Consider the following 19453-nt stretch of genomic DNA (forward strand, 5'->3'; position numbering starts at 1 on the left):
AAAAAAGCAATTTATCTTGTTTGTTGTCGTTTCGCCACCGGCGTTGATATCACATCAATTGGCTATAACCCACTGTTAATCAATGCTTTTATAATATAAAAAGGAATGACTTCACGCTAAAACATCGTACTCAGTTTTTATTGATTACGCTTAAATAAAAGCAGCTTAATTTATATAACTCTTTCATATTTACAACAATATCAGTCAAATATTCATAGTTATTTAATGCTTCAACTTATTATTTATCAAATGGCATAAGTAATGTTTTCATCGCTGGGCGCAGTGCAATCAATACAGTTTCCTCGGTCAATTCAGGAAATAACATTTTTCGTAATAGCAGTCCGGCCATCACTGAGAAAATCACATTAATGCGGCTTTCGAGTTCTTGCTCTGAATGTGATTTTATTAAACTACTTTCACTGACTAATAAATCACGCATTCTGTTACGTGCTTGCGTATCAGCCTCGCGTAGTAATAAAGCGACTTTTTTGTTTCTACTGGCCTCTGCCATCATGTCTAAGTCAACTACGCAGGCCCCCGTGTCCATATGACGCTGCACACCATGGTGTAAGCCATCAAGTAACACTGTTAAAATATCGCCAGGTTGATCTTCAAACTCTTGAAATATGGAAAACATTTCTTCCATATCTTGTTCAATAATACTTTCAATTATGGCTTCTTTACTTTCAAAGTAATTATAAATATGGCCGGCACTCATCCCGGCTGTTTTAGCTATTTCTGCCATACCTGCGCCATGGTAGCCTTTGCGACGAAAACAATCAGCAGCGGCGGTTAATACCTGCTCGCGACGCGCTTGTGCTTGCACCGGATCTAGGTGTTTTTTATTTTTAGGTTTCATTTGAAACTCCAGTATCGAGTCTCTCAACTCGAAATATTTAGCGTTTACTGCTTTGATCACAAAAAATAAACGCTAAACGGGCATTACTTTAATCGCGCATAAAACCTTTTATTGTTAACAGGCTTTATGCGTACTAATTTACTTAACGGTTGAAGTAGTGGTCTGCCAGCCACCGCCAACCGCTTTGTATAAATTGATTTGGCTTGCAAGCACAGCTTGTTGGCCCGTGATCAATTGCTGCCTTGCGCTATACCAAGTTCGCTGAGCGTCAAGCACTTGTAAAAAGCTATCAACCCCTTTGTCGTAGCGCGCCTGCGATAATTCAAAGGTTGTCTTTCGGCTTTGTAATAACTCCTCAAGAGCCATTAACTGTGCGTTATAGCCTTCTCTATCCGCAAGTACATCAGCAACTTCACGAAATGCTTGCTGTATTTTTTGCTGGTACGTTGCTACAGCAACTTGTTGCTCTGCGTTAGCGACATCTAAATTTGCTTGATTTCGACCCATATTAAAAATAGGTAAATTTACCGATGGCATGAAGCTCCATGTGCCTGAGCCTGCATCAAATAAATTACTTAAATCACGTGATGCAGTTCCTGCATTGGCAGTTAAACTAATGCTCGGGTAAAACGCTGCACGGGCAATACCAATGTTAGCGTTAGCGGCTAACAGCTGATGCTCTGCTGCTTTTATATCTGGTCGCTGCGTTAGTAAATCAGAAGGTAAACCCACAGGGACACTAGGCAAGTCTAATAAATAATTTAATGACTTACTTGGCAGTAAATCCTCACCTACCGTTTTACCTACTAATAAATCAAGCGCGTTTTTATCGCGTTTCACTAAACGTTGGTATTTAGCAATATCAACTTTCGCTGTGGCTACCGTACTTTTAAGCTGTTCCAGCGTAATTTTAGAAGCGGCACCTAAATCAACACTTTTTTGGGTTAATGATAAGGATGCTTGCTGCGATGATAACGTCTCTTGTGCCAACGCTAACAACTGTTGATCGGTCGCGTAATTTAACCAGGCATTAGCAAGCTCTGCAATTAACGACACTTGCATGGTGTATTGGCTCAGTTGAGTTGAATAAAGCGTTTGTAATGCTTGCTCTGACTGATTGCGTACTTTACCCCATAAATCTAACTCGTAAGCCGTCATGCCTACCGTTGCACTGTATTGAGAACTTATTTGTGGTTGACCACTTGCTGATAAATCGCTGGGTAAACGCTGACGACTTCCTGATGCATTAAAATCCAGTGATGGATATAACGCTGAATCTTCAATCTGATACAAACCACGCACGCGCTGAACATTTAGAGCAGCTATTTGTAGGTCTTTATTATGTTCAAGACTTTGTGATATCAGTGTTTTAAGTTTTTCATCATTAAAAAACTGCTGCCATTTTAACGAGGACACCTGCTCATCCCCTGTCTCTGATGCATACGCATCAGGGACAGGTAAATTTAGCGCTTCCTTTTGAGGAGCTAACTGACATCCAGATAAAATTGCTAAAGTAAAAGCACTAAAACTGATTGCTCTTAAACTCATTATACTTCCTCCTCGGAGGTGGTTTTAGCCTTTCCTGAAAACAGTCTACGTACTAAAACAAAAAACAACGGTACAAAAATAACAACCAATGACGAGGCGGCAAGTGTTCCACCAATAATTGAAATACCTAATGCATTTTGTGCACCTGAACCAGCACTTGAGGCAATAGCTAATGGAAGCACACCACACACAAAGGCCATTGAGGTCATTAAAATAGGACGTAAGCGAAGGCGTACAGCGGCAATCGCCGAGTCAACTAAGCTTAAGCCTTCTTCCATTTTATGAATCGCAAACTCAACGATTAAAATGGCATTTTTAGAGGCTAAACCTATGGTGGTTAATAAACCCACTTGTAAGTAAATATCGTTTGATAAGTTACCCATAAAGGCGGCTACAATCGCACCAAAAATACCCAGTGGCACAATTATCATTACTGCAAATGGTACTGACCAACTTTCATAAAGCGCAGCTAAACATAAAAATACAAATAACAGTGATAATCCATATAACAACGGCGCTTGACCGCCACTTGATCGCTCTTGAAACGAAATACCAGTCCACTCAGAGGCAATACCGTTAGGTAGTTGCTTGACTAAACGTTCCATTTCATCCATTGCTTGCCCTGTACTGTAACCTGGCGCAGCTGTTCCTTGAATTTCCATAGCAGAAAAACCATTATAACGCTCAAGACGTGGCGAACCATAGGTCCAATGCGAACTGGCAAATGCTGAAAATGGCACCATATCACCGCTATCATTACGTACATACCACTTGTTTAAGTCCTCAGGCACCATTCGCGATTCAGCATCGCCTTGCAGGTATACTTTTTTCACGCGACCACGGTCGATAAAGTCATTTACATAACTACTACCCCACGCCGTCGAAAGCGTACTATTAATATCACTTTGCGACACACCAAGCGCTTCTGCTTTTGCAAGATCAATATCCAGCTGTAACTCAGGCATATCTTCTTGGCCATTAGGTCGTACGCCCGCGAGAATTGGGCTTTGGCTTGCTAAGCCTAATAACTGGTTACGCGCGGCCAGTAGAGCCTCGTGGCCAAGTCCAACACGGTCTTGTAAAAACATATTAAAGCCATTGGCTGTACCTAGTTCCACAATCGCTGGCGGCGGAAATGCAAATACAAACGCTTCTTTAATGGTAGAAAAATAGCCCATTGCTTTACCTGCAACTGCTTGCACAGATAAACCTTCGCCTTGACGCTCATCCCAGTGCTTAAAGTTAACAAAGGCAATTGCTGAGTTTTGGCCAGAACCTGCAAAACTAAATCCAGTCACCGTGAAAATACCATTTACAGCATCCGATTGATCGTTCAAAAAGTGTTTTTCTACTTTTTTAACTACTTCAAGCGTTTCTTCAGTCGTTGAGCCTGCTGGTAATGACACCTGATTAAACAAAATACCTTGGTCTTCATCTGGTAAAAATGCCGTTGGTAAGCTTGAAAAAATATACACCATACCCGCTACAATAAGGCCATAACATAAAAGATAGCGCTTAGATAAACGGATCATACGACTGACAAGACTTTGTGCGCCTGTATTAGTTTTATCAAATCCGCGGTTAAAACCACTGAAAAAACGACCGAATAACGAGCTGTTATCGTGAACATGGCTTGGTTTTAAAAGCGTAGCACACAACGCAGGTGTTAAAATAAGCGCCACCAATACCGATAGTCCCATTGCTGATACCAATGTAATAGAGAACTGACGATAAATAACACCGGTAGAGCCACTAAAGAACGCCATCGGAATAAATACCGCCGACAGCACCATAGCAATACCCACTAGCGCGCCTTTAATTTCATCCATTGATTTACGTGTTGCCTCAAGCGCAGAGAGTTTTTCTTCGCTCATTACACGCTCAACGTTTTCTACTACAACAATGGCATCATCAACCAGTAGGCCTATGGCAAGTACCATGGCAAACATGGTTAATGTATTTATTGAATAGCCAAACGTGTACAAAATACCAAAAGTACCGAGTAACACCACCGGCACAGCAATCGTTGGAATAAGCGTAGCGCGGAAGTTTTGTAAAAACAGATACATAACAACAAAAACGAGTACCACTGCTTCTATTAAGGTATTAACCACTTTTTCAATCGATAGTGATACAAAAGGGGTGGTATCGTAGGGTACAACAACGTCTAATCCCTCAGGGAAAAACGATTTAAGCTCTGCAATCGCAGCTTTTACACCTTCAGCTGTATCAAGGGCATTGGCGCCACTGGCAAGCTTAATACCTAGGCCTGATGCAGGTTTTCCATCGTAACGAGCTACAACACGGTAGCTCTCGCCACCTAGCTCCACACGCGCTACATCTTTAAGGCGAACAAACGAGCCATCAGCGTTTGCTTTTACTATAATTTGTTCAAACTCTGCTGCGGTTTGCAAACGGCTTTGTGCTGTTACCGTTGCATTGAGCTGCTGGCCTTCAACCGCTGGCATGCCCCCTAATTGACCAGCAGATACCTGTGCATTTTGCGCACTAATTGAGGTGCTAATATCAGCAGGGGTTAATTTGTAGTTTTGCAACTTAGCTGGGTCTAACCAAATACGCATAGCATATTGAGAGCCAAATAGCTGAACTTCACCCACCCCTTCAACACGCGAGATAATATCTTGCACATTAGATGAAACATAATCACCAATGTCGATATTGGTCATGCTGCCATCTTTTGATACAAAACCTAATACCATTAAAAAGTTACGTGCAGACTTAGCCACCGATACACCTTGCCTTTGCACTTCTTCTGGTAAAAGCGGTGTAGCTGTGGCTAACTTGTTTTGCACTTGTACCTGTGCAATGTCTGGGTCTGTATCAGCGCTAAATGAAAGCGTAAGCGTAGCCGAACCACTCGACTCAGACGTAGATGACATATACAACAAGCCATCTAGTCCTTTCATTTTTTGCTCTATAACCTGGGTAACCGTATCCTCTAGGGTACGAGCTGATGCCCCTGGGTAAGTAGCGGTAATGCTAATTGCTGGCGGTGCAATTGACGGGTATTGTGCTATTGGTAAACTTTGAATAGCCAACACACCTGCAAGCATAACCACGATAGCAAGCACCCACGCAAAGATGGGTCTGTCGATAAAAAATCGTGACATTAAAACTCTCCGTTATTGCGCTTTGTCGGCTGTTGCAGACGGTGAAACTTCTGAAGGGCTAACTGGCGCACCTGGGCGAATTTTTTGTAAGCCTTCAACAATTACTTTATCGCCATCAGCTAATCCAGCGGTAACTAACCAGTTAGAGCCAATCGTTCTATCTACTTTTAACACACGGCTTTCTACGGTGTTTTCTTTACTTACAACCATCGCTGTTGGCTCACCTTTGGTGTTTCGGCTTACTCCACGCTGCGGCACTAAAATAGCGTCTTGTTTTACACCCTCAACCACTGAGGCACGTGCATACATACCCGGTAGTAATAACTTATCTGGATTTGGGAATTTAGCGCGTAAAGTTACCGACCCAGTGCTTGGGTCTACAGTTACTTCTGAAAATTGTAACGTGCCTTTAATTGGGTAAATAGAGCCATCTACCATTTGCAGCTCAACGTCGGCTTGTGCTTTTGAGTCAACACTTAGTGAACCAGAAGAAATGGCTTTTTTAAGTTGAGTTAGCTCGTTGCTTGATTGCGTTAAGTCAACATAGATAGGGTCAAGCTGGGTAACGGTTGCCAGTGCCGTTGTTTGATTAGCACTTACAAGCGCACCAACAGTAACGTTCGATTTACTAATTTGACCACTAATCGGAGAAGATACATGGCTGTAATCTAAGTTTATTTGTGCAGATTTAAGCTGTGCTTTTGCTGTTAATAGCTCGGCTTGTGCTTGCTTGTATGCTGCATCGGCTTCATCAAAGTCTTGCTGGCTTACCGCTTTAATTTCTAGTAATTCTTTATAACGCGACGCTTTAGATTTACTGCTTGCAATACTAGCCTCTGCGCGCGCAACGGCCGCTTTGCTGGCTGCGAGTTCTGCTTCATAAATGTCAGGATTAATTTGATAAAGCGCTTGGCCTTGCTCAACCTGTGTGCCTTCTTCAAATAAGCGAGATTGAACAATACCACTTACTTGAGGACGAATTTCAGCAATTTGAAACGCACTAACACGCCCTGGTAATTCTTTTTTAAGTGTAATAGCTTGGCTTGTTAAGGTGACCACACCAACAGGTGTCGCTGCAGGAGCAGAAGCCTTAGGCTGTTCAGCAACCTGATCACAACCACTTAAAGCAACAGAACCAACGAGGGCCGAAAATACAAAAAAAGCGATGCGGGAACGCTGCATGTAAAATACCTTTTAGTTTAGAATGAACGATCATTCTAAACTAAAGTAAAGCAATTAAAAATAGCTACTGAGCAACATTTACACATTTTTACAATTGAATAGATAAGTAACACAAATAATAGCTGAGTTATTTAAGTAACACCCATAAAAAAGCAGCCAATGAACTTTCATTGGCTGCTCTTAAGCTATGTTGGCTGTCATTATTCGTTGTCAGTATTAACTCTAGAGACTAGTAATTGCTCAATACGAATTCCTTCCACGTCCACAACTTCAAATTTAAAACCTGCAAATAAAACAAACTCTGCGCGTTTAGGAATATGTTTCATGGTATAGATTAAATATCCGGCCACGGTTTCATAATGATTTTGATCAGGAAATTCATCAATTTCAAGTACCTTCGCCAGCTCAACAATCGGGGTTAAGCCATCTACTAACCAAGAACTCGCGTCGCGCTCAATAATTAACTCTTCACTTTGATGAGTAATTAAATCGCCCATAAAACCTTTCATTAAATCTTTAACCGTAACAATCCCAACCACCAAAGCATACTCATTAACTACCACCGCAAAAGGATGTACAGCGGTTTTAAACGCATTTAACGCTTCAGATAAACTCAATGTTTCGGGCAAGAAAAAAATATCTTTATCAAGCATGTCATCGTTAATATTTGCCGCCTCACCTTTGAGTACTTGGCGTAAAATATCTTTAGACTCAACAGAGCCAATTAACTTATCAAGATTGCCTTTGCACACTAAAAAGTGATTGTGCGGGTGATCTATAATTTTATTTGCTATATCGTCGCTAGATTCATCAATGTCAAAATAAACAATTTGCTCACGCGGTGACATAACGCTTGATAAAAAACGCGCTTCTAAATCAAATACATTTCCTATTAAATCATACTCTTGTTGCTGTAAACTGCCATATTCAGCACCAGCATCCATCATCGCAACAATATCTTCAGTGGTCACAATATCTTCACGTTCACTGGGCACTTTAAACACCCGTAAAACAATATTGGTTAAGCCATTAAAAAATAGTACCAGTGGCGTGAGCGCAAAAGTAACCCAGCGCATAATTGTCACCACTCTCACCGCAACGGCCTCAGGTAAAATCATCGCTAAACGCTTTGGTAGTAAATCGGCAAATAAAATAAATAACGAGGTAATAATTAAAAACGATAATACAAAGCTAATTTGTCCAAGTAATGGACCTTGATAAAACAGCTGTAGTATTTCTTGCATATAAGGAGACAATGCTTGCTCGCCAACAATCCCGCCTAATATCGCAATCGCATTGAGCGTAATTTGGATCATGGCGAAAAAAGCCCCAGGCTGCTCTTGTAGCTTTAAAACCGCCAAAGCGTTAACATTGCCCTCGTCCGCCATTACTCTTAACTTAATTTTGCGTGAAGCGGCAATCGAAATTTCTGACATCGCAAATAACGCACTCATCAAGATTAATAACGCAATCCCGATTAAATCACCCATTTATAACTCCAAAATAATCGCTTTTACAAGCAAATGCAGCTGGATTATAGACGCTTTTATAGACAGGGCAATTGATATTTAAATAATATTAATAACTAATAAAAATCAAAAGCTTAATATTTATAGTTTAGACTCATATGAAGAAAAAGCTACGCCAAGTTGTTGCTTTACGTTATCGGGGAGGTTTTTATTACAGGCAAAATATAAAGGGGCTTGATGGGCATTGATTGGCATTAGTAATTCGAGTTGTAATTTATTTAATAAATGAGATTGTTCATGGTTTATTCGCTGCGCTGGTATAACCACTAAATCAATACTCGAACTTCGTGTTTGGATTATCTTAAAAATATTATCAAAACTACTAAACAACATTAAATTTTCGTTTTCTTTAAAGCCTTTTGAAAGTAGATAATGATGGCTGTAGTTATCTTTTAAAACCGCAATACGGTATTGCTTAGCCTGCTCTAAATTAGTTAAGGAAATACCTTTGCTTTTAAGGGAGTAAAAATTAGTGTCAAATTGGGCAAGCTTAGCAAACCAAATAAAATTATGTTCCCGCTCAGGCGAACGAGAAATAGAAAATATACAGGTTTGGGGATCTCTCAGTGCAATATTGTAAGCCATACTCCAATCGTTTACAGAAATTGAATAATCAATACCTACGCTATCAAGCACTAATCGGACTTTATCGGCAGCATCACCTACTAAATTGTTATTCGCGTCCAGATACTGCGCAGGCGCAAAGTTCTCTGTCACAACAATAAGTTTAGCCGTACAATGATGACTTACAATGAACAATAATACACAATACCACTTAGTCACAATAACCCACTATATAAAATTTAAGATGTTACTTTTTTGATAAAAGCAAATTTAATATAGCGGATTATTTACAAATAGCCAATTTTGACCTTTAGGATTAACGATTCATTGCTGCAATTAAGAATGCTGAAATTTTAGCGCCTTCTCTAAGCGTCGTCTCTGAGCTTGATTGACCCACTAATGAGCTGTCGGTAAACGGCGCGATTTCCATCATATCTGCACCGGTTATTGGAAACTCATCGGCAATGGCTGACAAAATATCAAGCGCATGCTGTGGTGTTAATCCATTTTCTTCAGGTGTACCTGTTGCTGAGGCAAATTGAGCATCTAGTGCGTCAATATCAAAGCTTACATACACTTCATCAACCTTGTCAGCCTTTAGTTGCGCGATTGTATCGGCAGCAACAGCGGCTGCGCCACGCTCAATAATTTCAGCAGCCCAGTGCTGTTTAACGCCAAAGGTACTTTCCCAATGTGATTTAGGCTTACCACTTGAGCGAATACCAAATTGAATTAAATGATGTGGCGCGGGTAAAAATTCTAAAATATGGGTACACCAAGAGCCAAAACATAAATCGATGCCTAAACGCTCAACCAATAAATCGGTGTGGGCGTCGAAATGAATAATAGCCGTACGCTTACCTTGGCTACGCTTTGCTTTTAAGTACGCTTTTGTCAGCGGGTAACTAATAGAATGATCGCCACCAATGCCAAAAATGCCTTTATCTTGGAATGTTGCATAAAAGCTGTCACATACATCTTCGGTAATAGACAGTGGACTTACGAAATGGTCGTTATTGTCATTGCCATAAAGCGCTTTTTGGCAATTGGTAATTGTTGCCTCGTTTAAGTATTTATCGTGTAATAAATGCGGTATTACGCGCACATCACCTAAGTCAAATGAACGACACTGTGTTTGCTGGTCAATTAAAGCTGAACGTAAAAATAAAGGCCCCCAGTTTGCACCGCGTAAAATACCACCACCACAATCAGAGCTAATCCCCAGCATAACCGCTTTGTGGGGTGAGTTAGGTAATTCATTTAGCGAGTCACGCCATAAAGCATCGACATTTTCAGTTTGACCATATAATTTATTTCTGAGTGCTGCTTTGCGTTCTTTTGCCGTATTAACCGTAAATACACCGTCGCCAGGTGCACATAAACAGTGTTCAACTTTATTTTTAAATGCTTGAAATTGTGTGCTCATTGTAAACCCTTTTTCAATCTGAATATCTTGTCTATTATTGAGTAGTTATGCAAAACGACGAACGCTGAATAAATTAAAAATTAATTGTATGTGGTTATAAAAATCACTGAACGTTGTGTTTTGCGAGGTTAGGTCAGTGGCAAAACAATACAAAACCTACTAACTAACCTTATGAATATAAACAATTTAAAATTTAGCTAACAACTCTTTTGGCTAGCTACTGGTTTGCTCTGAGGTATGAATATAGTGTCTGAGCAAACAAGTCAACTGGCTCATTTTGTTAGTAATTTTAGCCATTGATTGAATATTCAGAGTTGATGAATAAATCAATACGGACATCCGTCCTGTACTTCATTTAGGTTTCTCGTAATCATGTTAAATTGACAACAACTCTTATTAAAAAGGCTTAGTTATGGAAAAGGTATTTCACTTAGGACTGTGTATTGATGATTTAAAAGGTGCAAAACTGGCTATTGTTCCAGGGGATCCAGATCGTGCAGCACGCATTTCACAGTTCTTAGATAATCCAACCTGCCTTGCTCAAACGCGTGAGTTTCACATTTATTTAGGCCAATTAAACGGCCACTCAGTGGTTGTATGTTCAACCGGTATCGGCGGCCCTTCAACGTCAATTGCGGTTGAAGAACTGGCTCAACTTGGCGTACGTAGCTTTCTTCGCATTGGCACAACAGGCGCGATTCAGCCGCACATTAACGAAGGCGATATTTTAATTAGCCAAGCCTCAGTTCGTTTGGATGGCGCGAGTCAGCATTTTGCACCGCTGTGCTACCCTGCTGTTTCTGATTTTTTTGCCACTCAAGCGATGGTAAAAGCCTGTGAAAACCTAAACATCGATTTTCATATCGGTATCACCGCTTCAAGCGATACCTTCTACCCAGGACAAGAGCGTTACGATACGCATTCTGGTTATGTTCCTAAGTCATTACAGGGTAGCTGTGAAGAATGGCAAAAACTAGGCGTGATGAACTACGAAATGGAATCGGCTACTTTATTTACTATGTGTGCCGCTCTTGGCCTACAAGCAGCCTGTGTTGCAGGTGTATTAGTAAATAGAACACGTCAAGAAATTCCTAACGTAGACCACGGCGAGATTGAGAAAAAATCGGTTGCCGTGGTACTTGAAGCCGCTAAAGTGTTACTTGGCTAATGTTGCGCTAATAACCTCAAGTGTTGGCAAGCCAGTAAAGCTTGCTAACACGGCTTTTGCCACCCCTGATTGGTTTTCATGACCAGCCGTTTCTAATAACGTAACTGATTTAACTGTTTGCTTATCAAAGCTCAGTCCTGCTAAAAACAACTGACTCACAGCACTTTGTAATGGCGATAAACTCGGGCTGTACGCTGCATTTTCTGCATAGCTGCCATAAAAATCACCGTTTTCAAACGTACTTATTTTTACTGCACTGTAATTTTGGCTGTATGGCACATAAGCCGCTAAAGCATAGCTCATCAGCTTTTCATCAAGTTGTTTGTTTTCAAAACAATTAGTTTGCTCTGCTGGGTTAAATAAGCTGTGCTCATTGCCTAAATCGGTTGGTCCAAATGAATGAGGTAATAACTCTGCCAATTTAAAGTTTTGTGCTGGCAGTAAAATATCAAGCTCTTTCGCATCAGCGAGTTCATTCATAAATTGACGACAGTACCCACATGGGACATCACTAATCGCTATTTTAAGAATTTTTTTACCGCCATTTAACCAGGCATTATTAATTGCAGATTGCTCACCGTGCACCACTAAACTAAGTGCTTGATGGTCAAACTCAGCGTTAGCGCCAAAGTAAAAAGTAGTGTTTCCTTGTGAATCGAGCCCTTTTACAATTGCGCCGACATGAAATTTGGAAATAGGTGCAACGGAAAACTCTGAAGCCATAGGCACTAAGCCTTGTAATAATGCATCGTCGCTAACATTAAGCTCGGTGCAAAGCGCTTTAATATCGCTTGAATATAAAATACCGCGTTGAGTTTTTAATTGACTGCGTAGAGCTTGCGTTTGCGCTACGTTTAGAGAAATGTGTGAATTGCTAAGTGCTGTATTATGTTGCACTTTAAAAGTTGCTGAAGCCATAATAGTTTTTATTTGTTCAATGGCCAAGTAGTGTAAAAGGTTGGCAAACTAAATACCAGCCTATTCAACGTAAAAAAAGGGAACACGTCGTGTGTTCCCTCTAAAACTAATCTAGTTTTGGATTAACCTGTATTACGCATACCCGCTGCAATACCGGTCATAGTGATCATCAAGGCATTGTCTATATCATTTTCATTGCCTTTATCATCGCCACGAGAACGACGTAATAACTCAACTTGTAATACATTAAGCGGGTCGGTGTATGGGTTTCTAAGCCCAATAGACTCTTTGATCCAAGGCTGATCAGCCAATAAGCTTTTTTGTGGGCTTAATGATTGCACTAACGTCATCGCCTCACCAAGTTCCTCTCGCAAGGCAACACCTAAAGGCTTATACATCTCTTCCACCAGCGCATTATCGTAATGCTCACTCAACCAGCTATCCGCTTTACTAAATACCATTTCTAGCATTTCTAAACGTGCTCTAAAGAACGGCCATTGCAAACTCATTTCGCTTAAGGTTTCAATCCCATATTTTTCAAGCGCGGCTTTAAGTCCACTTAATGCACCTAACCATGCAGGTAACATTAACCGGTTTTGACTCCACGCAAAAATCCATGGAATAGCACGTAAGCTCTCAACCCCTCCATTTGGATTTCGTTTTGCAGGCCTTGAGCCTAACGGTAGTTTTGACAGTTCTAATTCAGGTGTCGCCATTCTAAAGTAAGGTACAAAGTTTTCATCGTGGCGCACCACATTACGGTAATGCTCACACGACACATCGCTAATTAATGCCATTACTTCGCGCCACTGTGATTTAGGCTCTGGTGGTGGCAATAAATTACTTTGTAGTACCGCACCTGCATAAATATTTAAGCTTTGTAATGCAACATTAGGCAGGCCAAATTTAAAGCGGATCATCTCACCTTGCTCTGTTACCCTAAGCCCGCCTTTTAACGACCCCGGCGGCTGAGAATGCAATGCTTGTGCAGCAGGCGCACCACCACGTCCAACCGTACCACCACGTCCATGGAATAAAATAAGCTCAATACCGCGTTCATCCGCTAGTTGTACGAGCTTATCCATTGCCTCATATTGTGCCCAACCAGCAGCCATCATGCCTGCATCTTTGGCTGAGTCTGAATAGCCAATCATTACATTTTGGGTGTTTTTGATGTGTCCACGGTACCACTCGTTATTTAAAAGCGTAGTGATGACGTTGTGGCCATCGTTTAAGTCATCCAAGGTTTCGAATAAAGGCGCCACAGGCAGTTCAAAACCACAGCCAGACTCTTTAAGTAATAGCTGCACTGCTAATATGTCAGAGGCGGTTCGTGCCATAGATATAATGTATAAACCAAAGGTTTTTTCATCTTGCTGTGCAATAACATCAAAGGTATCAAGCACCTCTTGCACTTCTGGACTTGGTTGCCAATGCCTAGGAATAAGCGGACGACGTGAATTTAGCTCTGTCAGTAAAAAAGCTTGTTTGTCTTGCTCTTCCCATTGATTGTAATCGCCAATACCTAAATGACGAGTTAATTCTGAAAACACATCGCTGTGTCTTGACGAATCCTGTCGCACATCCAGTTTTGCCAAACGCAAACCAAAGCTATTTACACGATGGATCACATCTAATAGCAAGCCATCAGCAACCACTTGCATATTGCATTTTAACAATGAGCGATAACACACCTCAATTGGGTGCTTAATTTGGTTAATATCAGTAATTAAATCTTGTGATTCTGTACGCTTATTTTTAATTTTAGCGCTTAAGTACATCACTGTTTCAGCCACTTGATTTTTAAGCTCTTTGAGCACGGCTCGATAAGGTTCAAACTCTTGCCCTGCCAGCTTAATAAGCTCATCGCTGGCATCAGACATGGAAAGTTCAGCACACAAAGTTTCTAAATCACGCTGGTATAAATCCAGCGCCATCCAACGGCCATGATCGAGTACTTGCTTAGTCACCTCGGCGGTTACAAACGGGTTACCATCTCGATCCCCCCCCATCCATGACGTAAATTCTATCGGACTGTAGTTAGCTGGTAGCTCAAGGCTCAAATGCTGTTTAACATGCTGGCTAAACTCACGTAAAAAACGTGGCACGGCATCCCATAAGCTATTTTCAATTACCGCATAGCCCCATTTAGCTTCATCAACTGGGCTTGGGCGAGAACGACGAATATCGTCAGTATGCCAAGCTTGGCTAATTAGCTGCGCAATTCGATTTAATATCGCTTCGCGCTCCTGCGCAAGGTTGTCGGTGCGCTCAAGTGATGCTAAACAATCGCTTAGTTCAACATGTTTGTTAATAATAGTACGTCGAGTCACTTCGGTTGGGTGAGCGGTTAGTACTAAGTTTATGTGGAGTTTTGAGAGTGTGTCGGCTAAATGATTATGATTAAGCTGACCTTGTTCGGCCTTTGCTGCTAACGTTTTTAATGTTTGAGTGAGAGGATTTAGTTGGCAAAAACCAACATCATTAAAACGTGATACGGTATGAAACTGCTCAGCAACATTAGCTAAGTTTAAAAAATGATTAAATGAACGGGCAACCGGTAAAAGCTCCTCATCACTAAGCGCATGGAGTACATCAATTAACGCTTGGCGATCGGCTTCATTGCCACTGCGAGATGATTTTGATAAAGCCCGAATTTCTTCTACTTTATCTAAAATCTCTTGGCCTTGGGCATCTTTAATAGTTTGTCCTAATAATTGACCAAGTAGACTAACATTACCTCGCAAGGCGGCATATTGTTCACTCATTTCTAGCTCTCCTTCGTTTCTTGGAGACCTATTAATATCATTAAGCGGGAATATTTAATAGATCCATTTGCATCGCCTTGTCGTAAAAAAGCATATGTAAAATAAACACAAAGCGATGACATGATCATTTTTTACGATGGTAATTGCCCCCTTTGCAATGCAGAAATGCAACATTTAAAACGTGCCGATGTTGATCATAAAATTACACTAGAAGATTTAAATGCGGATGATTTTAGTGAGCGTTTTCCTGCAATCGATAAACAAAATGCCATGGATTTATTGCACGCCCAAACTGATAAGGGGCAGATGATTTACGGCTTAGACGTCACTTATCAAGCTTGGCGCATCGTTGGAAAATACCGCTGGCTTAAAATAATTCGTTTGCCAGTAATTCGCTTTTTTGCCGATCATGCTTACACTTTTTTTGCAAAATATCGTCACCACATTAGCCGTTTTTTAATGCCCAATGCGCAGTGTAGTAATGGTCAATGCAATATGAAATCTAAAGGTGAAAAATGAAAACAGTGATTTTATTTGGCGCCAGTAGCGCCATTGCACAGTCCTACGTAAATCATTTAAATCAGCAAGCAACACAATTTAATATAATTTGTGTCAGCTCATCGAATATTGAGCATAATGATGACAAGGTAACCTATTTCCACAGCGACTACTCGGCGCAAAGCCTAAATGAGCTAACCCAGTCGTTAAAGTCACAACAAATTGAGCTTGCTCAGGTAATAATATTTAATGGTCAATTACATAACGACCAGCACATGCCAGAAAAAAAGCTTGAAGAAATCAACAGTGATTATTTTATGCAGCTTATGCACTCTAATACGCTTGTACCCCTGCTGTGTTTGCAAAGTATAGTGCCGCTGCTTAATCATAAAACTCACTGCTCAATTACTGCTTTGAGCGCTCGTGTAGGCAGTATTAACGACAATAAATTGGGTGGCTGGTATACCTATCGCGCATCTAAGTCTGCGCTGAACATGTTATTTAAAACAGCCGCCATTGAACTTGCTCGTCGCGCTAAAAATACCAAACTTGTTTTATTTCACCCGGGTACTACAGATACACAGCTCTCTAAGCCATTTCAAAAAAATGTGCCCGCAGATAAACTGTTTACCCCTGACTTTGTTGCTCAGCAATTATTTAAATTTACTTACGAAAACCCACAGCTAGAACTCAACGGCGAACCTGCCTACCTAGATTGGCAAGGAAACACCATAAAATGGTAAGGAACAAACACATGCATTTTTCGAAAGACCGCATAGCCGCACTTGAAAAACATACCCGTACACACTTTATCAACTCACTTTCAGGGTTTAAAAGTGCAAACTTAATTGGCACACAAGACTTACAAGGTAATACTAATCTAGCCATTGTCAGTTCAGTTATTCATTTAGGCGCACACCCACCGCTAGTAGGCATGATAATGCGCCCGCACAGCGTACCAAGGCATACATTCGAAAATATTATAGAAACAGGCGTTTATACTATTAACCAAGTAAATAGTGATATTTACCAGCAGGCACACCAAACATCGGCACGTTACGCTAAAGATGAGTCTGAGTTTGATGCAACGGGTTTAAAAACAGAGTACTTAAACGACTTTAAAGCGCCTTTTGTTGCACAAAGCCGACTAAAATACGCAGTAAAATTTGTCGAGAATCAGCATTTAGCTGTTAATGGCACTGAGCTGGTTATTGGCGAAATAATGGATGTTTATGTAGATAAATCAGCACTCCAAAGTGATGGCTTTTTAGACTTACAAGCCATCGATACCGTTGCAGTAACCGGATTAGATAGCTACCACACGGCGAATAAGCTCAATCGTTTACCCTACGCGAAAAAATAGCCCAAGGTTATCAAGTCCTTGGGAATGAGGGACTTGATAACTCCCCCTATTTGTTCAATCCCTTGTTCACTAATCGCAATTAATTTGAATTGAACTCATTTAGCCTACACACTATGCAAAATTTTGTAGGAGAAATATATGACCACAGTTGGTATTGGTACACACACACCCGAACAAGCACTTGCTAGTTTAAGCAATATGACCCACTCAGTAACGCCAATTCAGGCCGATGAGTATTTAGTGCGTATGGCCAAAGCGCAAGCTTATATGCAAGCTAATAATATTGATGCGATATATTTAAATGCAGGTACCAACTTAACGTATTTTACCGGTATGAAATGGTACGCCAGTGAACGACTAGTCGGCGCTATTTTACCCGCCATGGGTGAGGTGCAATACATTGCCCCCCACTTTGAAATTGGCTCTTTAAATGGCTTTAAAGTCATTGATGGCCCAATACACGGCTGGCAAGAACACGAGAACCCTTTTGAGCTATTCGTTAAAGTGCTGAAACAGCTTAATATTAGCGACACCGCTACCGTGGGCATTGATGAAAGCGCACAGTTTTTTATTTTTGATGGCATCAATAAAGCCAGTTCAGGATTAAAACTAGTTAACGCACAACCTGTAACCGCACATTGTAGAATGCATAAATCAGCCAATGAATTAGCATTAATGCAATGCGCCATGGATATGACTTTAGCGGTTCATAAAGCCACCGCTAGTATGCTTTATGAAGGTATTAGCACAGTAGAAGTCGAAGAATTTATAAAAAAAGCGCATCAAACAGTAGGTGCCCCAGGAAATTACTTCTGTATTGTATTGTTTGGCCTTGCTACCTCATTCCCACATGGTGTAAAAGATCCACAAATTTTGAAAAAAGGCGACATGGTGCTTATCGATACTGGATGTAAAGTGCACGATTACCTGTCTGATATTACGCGTACTTATGTATTTGGTGAAGCAACCAGCCGCCAACGCCTATTTTGGGATTTTGAAAAAGCGGCACAATTAGCAGCTTTCAATCAAGCAGCTCTCGGCGAAACCTGTGAATCGGTTGATCAAGCCGCTCGCAGCTACTTAGCAGCTCAAGGCTTAGGCCCTGAATACCAAACACCAGGTTGCCCACACCGCACAGGCCATGGTATTGGCTTAGACATTCATGAATGGCCATACTTAGTGGGCGGCGATAAAACCCCGCTTGCCACAGGCATGTGTTTTAGTAACGAGCCAATGCTGGTTATTCCAGATGAATTTGGTGTGAGATTAGAAGATCACTTTTACATGACAGATGACGGCCCGCGTTGGTTTACCCAGCCAAGCCACAGCATTGACGACCCATTTGGTTTAAACAGCTAACCTGAAAACATTCAATAAACGAGCAGCACTTTCGCTGCTCTTTTTATGTTCAATGATTGATAAACTAAACTTCATCCCAATATCCATTGTTATTAAAAAAGCAATCCTTCAAGGATCCCTATGAAAAACTTAAAAATTGATATCGTCTCAGATGTAATGTGCCCGTGGTGTATTATTGGGTATAAAAACTTAGAAACCGCATTGGCAGAATTAAAAGACGAAATGAGTGCGGATATTACATGGCAACCTTTTGAGCTTAATCCAGATATGCCACTTGAAGGACAAGACTTAAACGAGCACTTGCAGCAAAAATACAGTTTAACTGAAGAAGAAAGCGCGCGAAATCGTCAAAACATGGCGGATGCGGGTGAACGAGCTGGGTTTACCTTTAATTTTGACGGTAAACGCATCATGATCAACAGCTTTGATCTACACCGCTTGCTAATGTGGGCGCGTGAAGAAGGCAAACAAACTGAGCTGAAATTGGCGTTTTTTGAAGCACACTTCACCGATTTAAAATATTTAAATCAAGAAGATGCGTTACTGGATGTGGTAGAAAAAGTCGGCCTTAACAAAGACACAGCCAGAGAAATTTTACACTCAGATAAATACGTACAAGCGGTACGCCAAGAGCAAAATAACTTTAAACAAATGGGAATAACCTCAGTACCTACTTTCATTATAAATGATAAGTACGCGCTTACCGGTGGGCAACCGAGTGAATCGTTTATTCAAGCACTTAAGCAAATAAGTGAAGAAGAAGCCAAGCAGGAGCAATAATTTTTAGGGTTAGGCTACATTTTGCGGCCTAACCTTATTAATTTTTTAAGTTAAACACCTGTCTGTTGTTTAAATTAAGCCCGTCCTCAACATCACGATAATAGTGCTCATAAAGCGCATTTAACTCGCCGCTATCTGCTAACTTTGTTAAGCCTTGCTCTAATAACTCAATGATTGCTTTGTTATTTTCGTTTGCGTAAAAATAATAGTAATTATCGTATTGCAGCATAATATGAATCGCCCCGTGTTTGCCAGAGACTCAATAACTTGAGAAACTGGAACTATGAAAAAATCAAATCGCTATACATCAGAATTTCGTGAACGTGCAATTAGGCTTGTTACCACACAACAGCATGAATA

16 protein-coding genes are annotated in these 19453 nt (G+C 40.8%); 6 read left to right on the forward strand and 10 right to left on the reverse strand.

The genetic code is table 11. The features are described 5' to 3' along the window. Positions 1–238: 238 nt before the first annotated feature. From QL986_RS06760 to QL986_RS06790, 7 genes are all read right to left on the reverse strand, one after another. Positions 239–859, reverse strand: a complete 621-nt coding sequence (locus QL986_RS06760) for a TetR/AcrR family transcriptional regulator (protein ID WP_008464339.1) — start codon at positions 857–859, stop codon at positions 239–241. 138 nt (positions 860–997) lie between these two features. Continuing rightward, positions 998–2407, reverse strand: coding sequence for an efflux transporter outer membrane subunit (locus QL986_RS06765; RefSeq protein ID WP_008112328.1), 1410 nt, complete (start codon positions 2405–2407; stop codon positions 998–1000). Then, entirely contained in the window at positions 2407–5538 is a 3132-nt protein-coding gene (locus QL986_RS06770; RefSeq protein ID WP_076921694.1) for an efflux RND transporter permease subunit, read from the reverse strand. The genes QL986_RS06765 and QL986_RS06770 overlap by 1 nt, the downstream gene beginning before the upstream one ends. 12 nt (positions 5539–5550) lie before the next feature. Beyond that, positions 5551–6720 (reverse strand): efflux RND transporter periplasmic adaptor subunit, encoded by a 1170-nt coding sequence (locus QL986_RS06775; protein WP_008112326.1) that lies wholly within the window; start codon positions 6718–6720, stop codon positions 5551–5553. Between the two features lie 200 nt (positions 6721–6920). Beyond that, positions 6921–8210, reverse strand: a complete 1290-nt coding sequence (locus tag QL986_RS06780; protein WP_008112325.1) for a hemolysin family protein — start codon at positions 8208–8210, stop codon at positions 6921–6923. Between the two features lie 120 nt (positions 8211–8330). Beyond that, positions 8331–9032, reverse strand: a complete 702-nt coding sequence (locus QL986_RS06785) for a transporter substrate-binding domain-containing protein (RefSeq protein WP_290191368.1) — start codon at positions 9030–9032, stop codon at positions 8331–8333. Positions 9033–9129: 97 nt separating this feature from the next. Next, positions 9130–10239: an arginase family protein gene (locus QL986_RS06790; RefSeq protein ID WP_008464328.1), complete on the reverse strand. Its 1110-nt coding sequence runs from the start codon at positions 10237–10239 to the stop codon at positions 9130–9132. Between the two features lie 412 nt (positions 10240–10651). Here QL986_RS06790 and udp point away from each other — a divergent pair, with 412 nt between their 5' ends. Then, complete coding sequence (gene udp, locus QL986_RS06795; RefSeq protein WP_008112319.1) at positions 10652–11407, forward strand: uridine phosphorylase; 756 nt, start codon at positions 10652–10654, stop codon at positions 11405–11407. Here the strand turns inward: udp and cdd are convergent. Both cdd and ppc read right to left on the reverse strand, forming a co-directional pair. Then, positions 11396–12325 (reverse strand): cytidine deaminase, encoded by a 930-nt coding sequence (cdd, locus tag QL986_RS06800; protein ID WP_024600943.1) that lies wholly within the window; start codon positions 12323–12325, stop codon positions 11396–11398. The genes udp and cdd overlap by 12 nt on opposite strands. Positions 12326–12447: 122 nt before the next feature. After that, the gene (gene ppc / locus QL986_RS06805) at positions 12448–15093 is read right to left on the reverse strand and encodes a phosphoenolpyruvate carboxylase (protein WP_024600944.1); all 2646 of its coding nucleotides are present in this window, start codon (positions 15091–15093) and stop codon (positions 12448–12450) included. 120 nt (positions 15094–15213) lie between these two features. On the opposite strand from ppc, the gene QL986_RS06810 reads away from it, so the two are divergent. The 5 genes from QL986_RS06810 (at position 15214) to QL986_RS06830 (ending at position 19093) form a co-directional block, all read left to right on the forward strand. Then, a complete protein-coding gene (locus QL986_RS06810) occupies positions 15214–15612 on the forward strand; it encodes a DUF393 domain-containing protein (RefSeq protein WP_024600945.1) in 399 nt (132 codons plus the stop codon). After that, positions 15609–16334: an SDR family NAD(P)-dependent oxidoreductase gene (locus QL986_RS06815; protein WP_024600946.1), complete on the forward strand. Its 726-nt coding sequence runs from the start codon at positions 15609–15611 to the stop codon at positions 16332–16334. Before QL986_RS06810 ends, QL986_RS06815 begins: the two co-directional genes overlap by 4 nt. A gap of 11 nt (positions 16335–16345) precedes the next feature. Then, positions 16346–16954: a flavin reductase gene (locus QL986_RS06820; protein ID WP_024600947.1), complete on the forward strand. Its 609-nt coding sequence runs from the start codon at positions 16346–16348 to the stop codon at positions 16952–16954. A gap of 138 nt (positions 16955–17092) precedes the next feature. Continuing rightward, entirely contained in the window at positions 17093–18313 is a 1221-nt protein-coding gene (locus tag QL986_RS06825) for a Xaa-Pro peptidase family protein (RefSeq protein ID WP_024600948.1), read from the forward strand. Between the two features lie 120 nt (positions 18314–18433). Continuing rightward, positions 18434–19093 (forward strand): DsbA family oxidoreductase, encoded by a 660-nt coding sequence (locus QL986_RS06830; protein WP_024600949.1) that lies wholly within the window; start codon positions 18434–18436, stop codon positions 19091–19093. Positions 19094–19130: 37 nt separating this feature from the next. Here the strand turns inward: QL986_RS06830 and QL986_RS06835 are convergent, their stop codons facing one another. Next, on the reverse strand, positions 19131–19322 hold the full coding sequence (locus QL986_RS06835) for a hypothetical protein (RefSeq protein ID WP_290191369.1): 192 nt from the start codon (positions 19320–19322) through the stop codon (positions 19131–19133). Between the last annotated feature and the right edge of the window lie 131 nt (positions 19323–19453).

It is taken from the genome of Pseudoalteromonas sp. APC 3250, assembly GCF_030407915.1.
GTDB classification, from domain to species: domain Bacteria; phylum Pseudomonadota; class Gammaproteobacteria; order Enterobacterales; family Alteromonadaceae; genus Pseudoalteromonas; species Pseudoalteromonas tetraodonis.

What these genes read in the sequence shown, in the direction of transcription:
- QL986_RS06760 (WP_008464339.1), bottom strand. Translation starts at nt 859, where the DNA reads ATGAAACCTAAAAATAAAAAACACCTAGATCCGGTGCAAGCACAAGCG.
- QL986_RS06780 (WP_008112325.1), bottom strand. Translation starts at nt 8,210, where the DNA reads ATGGGTGATTTAATCGGGATTGCGTTATTAATCTTGATGAGTGCGTTA.
- udp (WP_008112319.1), top strand. Translation starts at nt 10,652, where the DNA reads ATGGAAAAGGTATTTCACTTAGGACTGTGTATTGATGATTTAAAAGGT.
- QL986_RS06765 (WP_008112328.1), bottom strand. Translation starts at nt 2,407, where the DNA reads ATGAGTTTAAGAGCAATCAGTTTTAGTGCTTTTACTTTAGCAATTTTA.
- QL986_RS06825 (WP_024600948.1), top strand. Translation starts at nt 17,093, where the DNA reads ATGACCACAGTTGGTATTGGTACACACACACCCGAACAAGCACTTGCT.
- QL986_RS06790 (WP_008464328.1), bottom strand. Translation starts at nt 10,239, where the DNA reads ATGAGCACACAATTTCAAGCATTTAAAAATAAAGTTGAACACTGTTTA.
- QL986_RS06810 (WP_024600945.1), top strand. Translation starts at nt 15,214, where the DNA reads ATGATCATTTTTTACGATGGTAATTGCCCCCTTTGCAATGCAGAAATG.
- QL986_RS06830 (WP_024600949.1), top strand. Translation starts at nt 18,434, where the DNA reads ATGAAAAACTTAAAAATTGATATCGTCTCAGATGTAATGTGCCCGTGG.
- QL986_RS06815 (WP_024600946.1), top strand. Translation starts at nt 15,609, where the DNA reads ATGAAAACAGTGATTTTATTTGGCGCCAGTAGCGCCATTGCACAGTCC.
- QL986_RS06775 (WP_008112326.1), bottom strand. Translation starts at nt 6,720, where the DNA reads ATGCAGCGTTCCCGCATCGCTTTTTTTGTATTTTCGGCCCTCGTTGGT.
- QL986_RS06835 (WP_290191369.1), bottom strand. Translation starts at nt 19,322, where the DNA reads ATGCTGCAATACGATAATTACTATTATTTTTACGCAAACGAAAATAAC.
- QL986_RS06820 (WP_024600947.1), top strand. Translation starts at nt 16,346, where the DNA reads ATGCATTTTTCGAAAGACCGCATAGCCGCACTTGAAAAACATACCCGT.
- ppc (WP_024600944.1), bottom strand. Translation starts at nt 15,093, where the DNA reads ATGAGTGAACAATATGCCGCCTTGCGAGGTAATGTTAGTCTACTTGGT.
- QL986_RS06770 (WP_076921694.1), bottom strand. Translation starts at nt 5,538, where the DNA reads ATGTCACGATTTTTTATCGACAGACCCATCTTTGCGTGGGTGCTTGCT.
- cdd (WP_024600943.1), bottom strand. Translation starts at nt 12,325, where the DNA reads ATGGCTTCAGCAACTTTTAAAGTGCAACATAATACAGCACTTAGCAAT.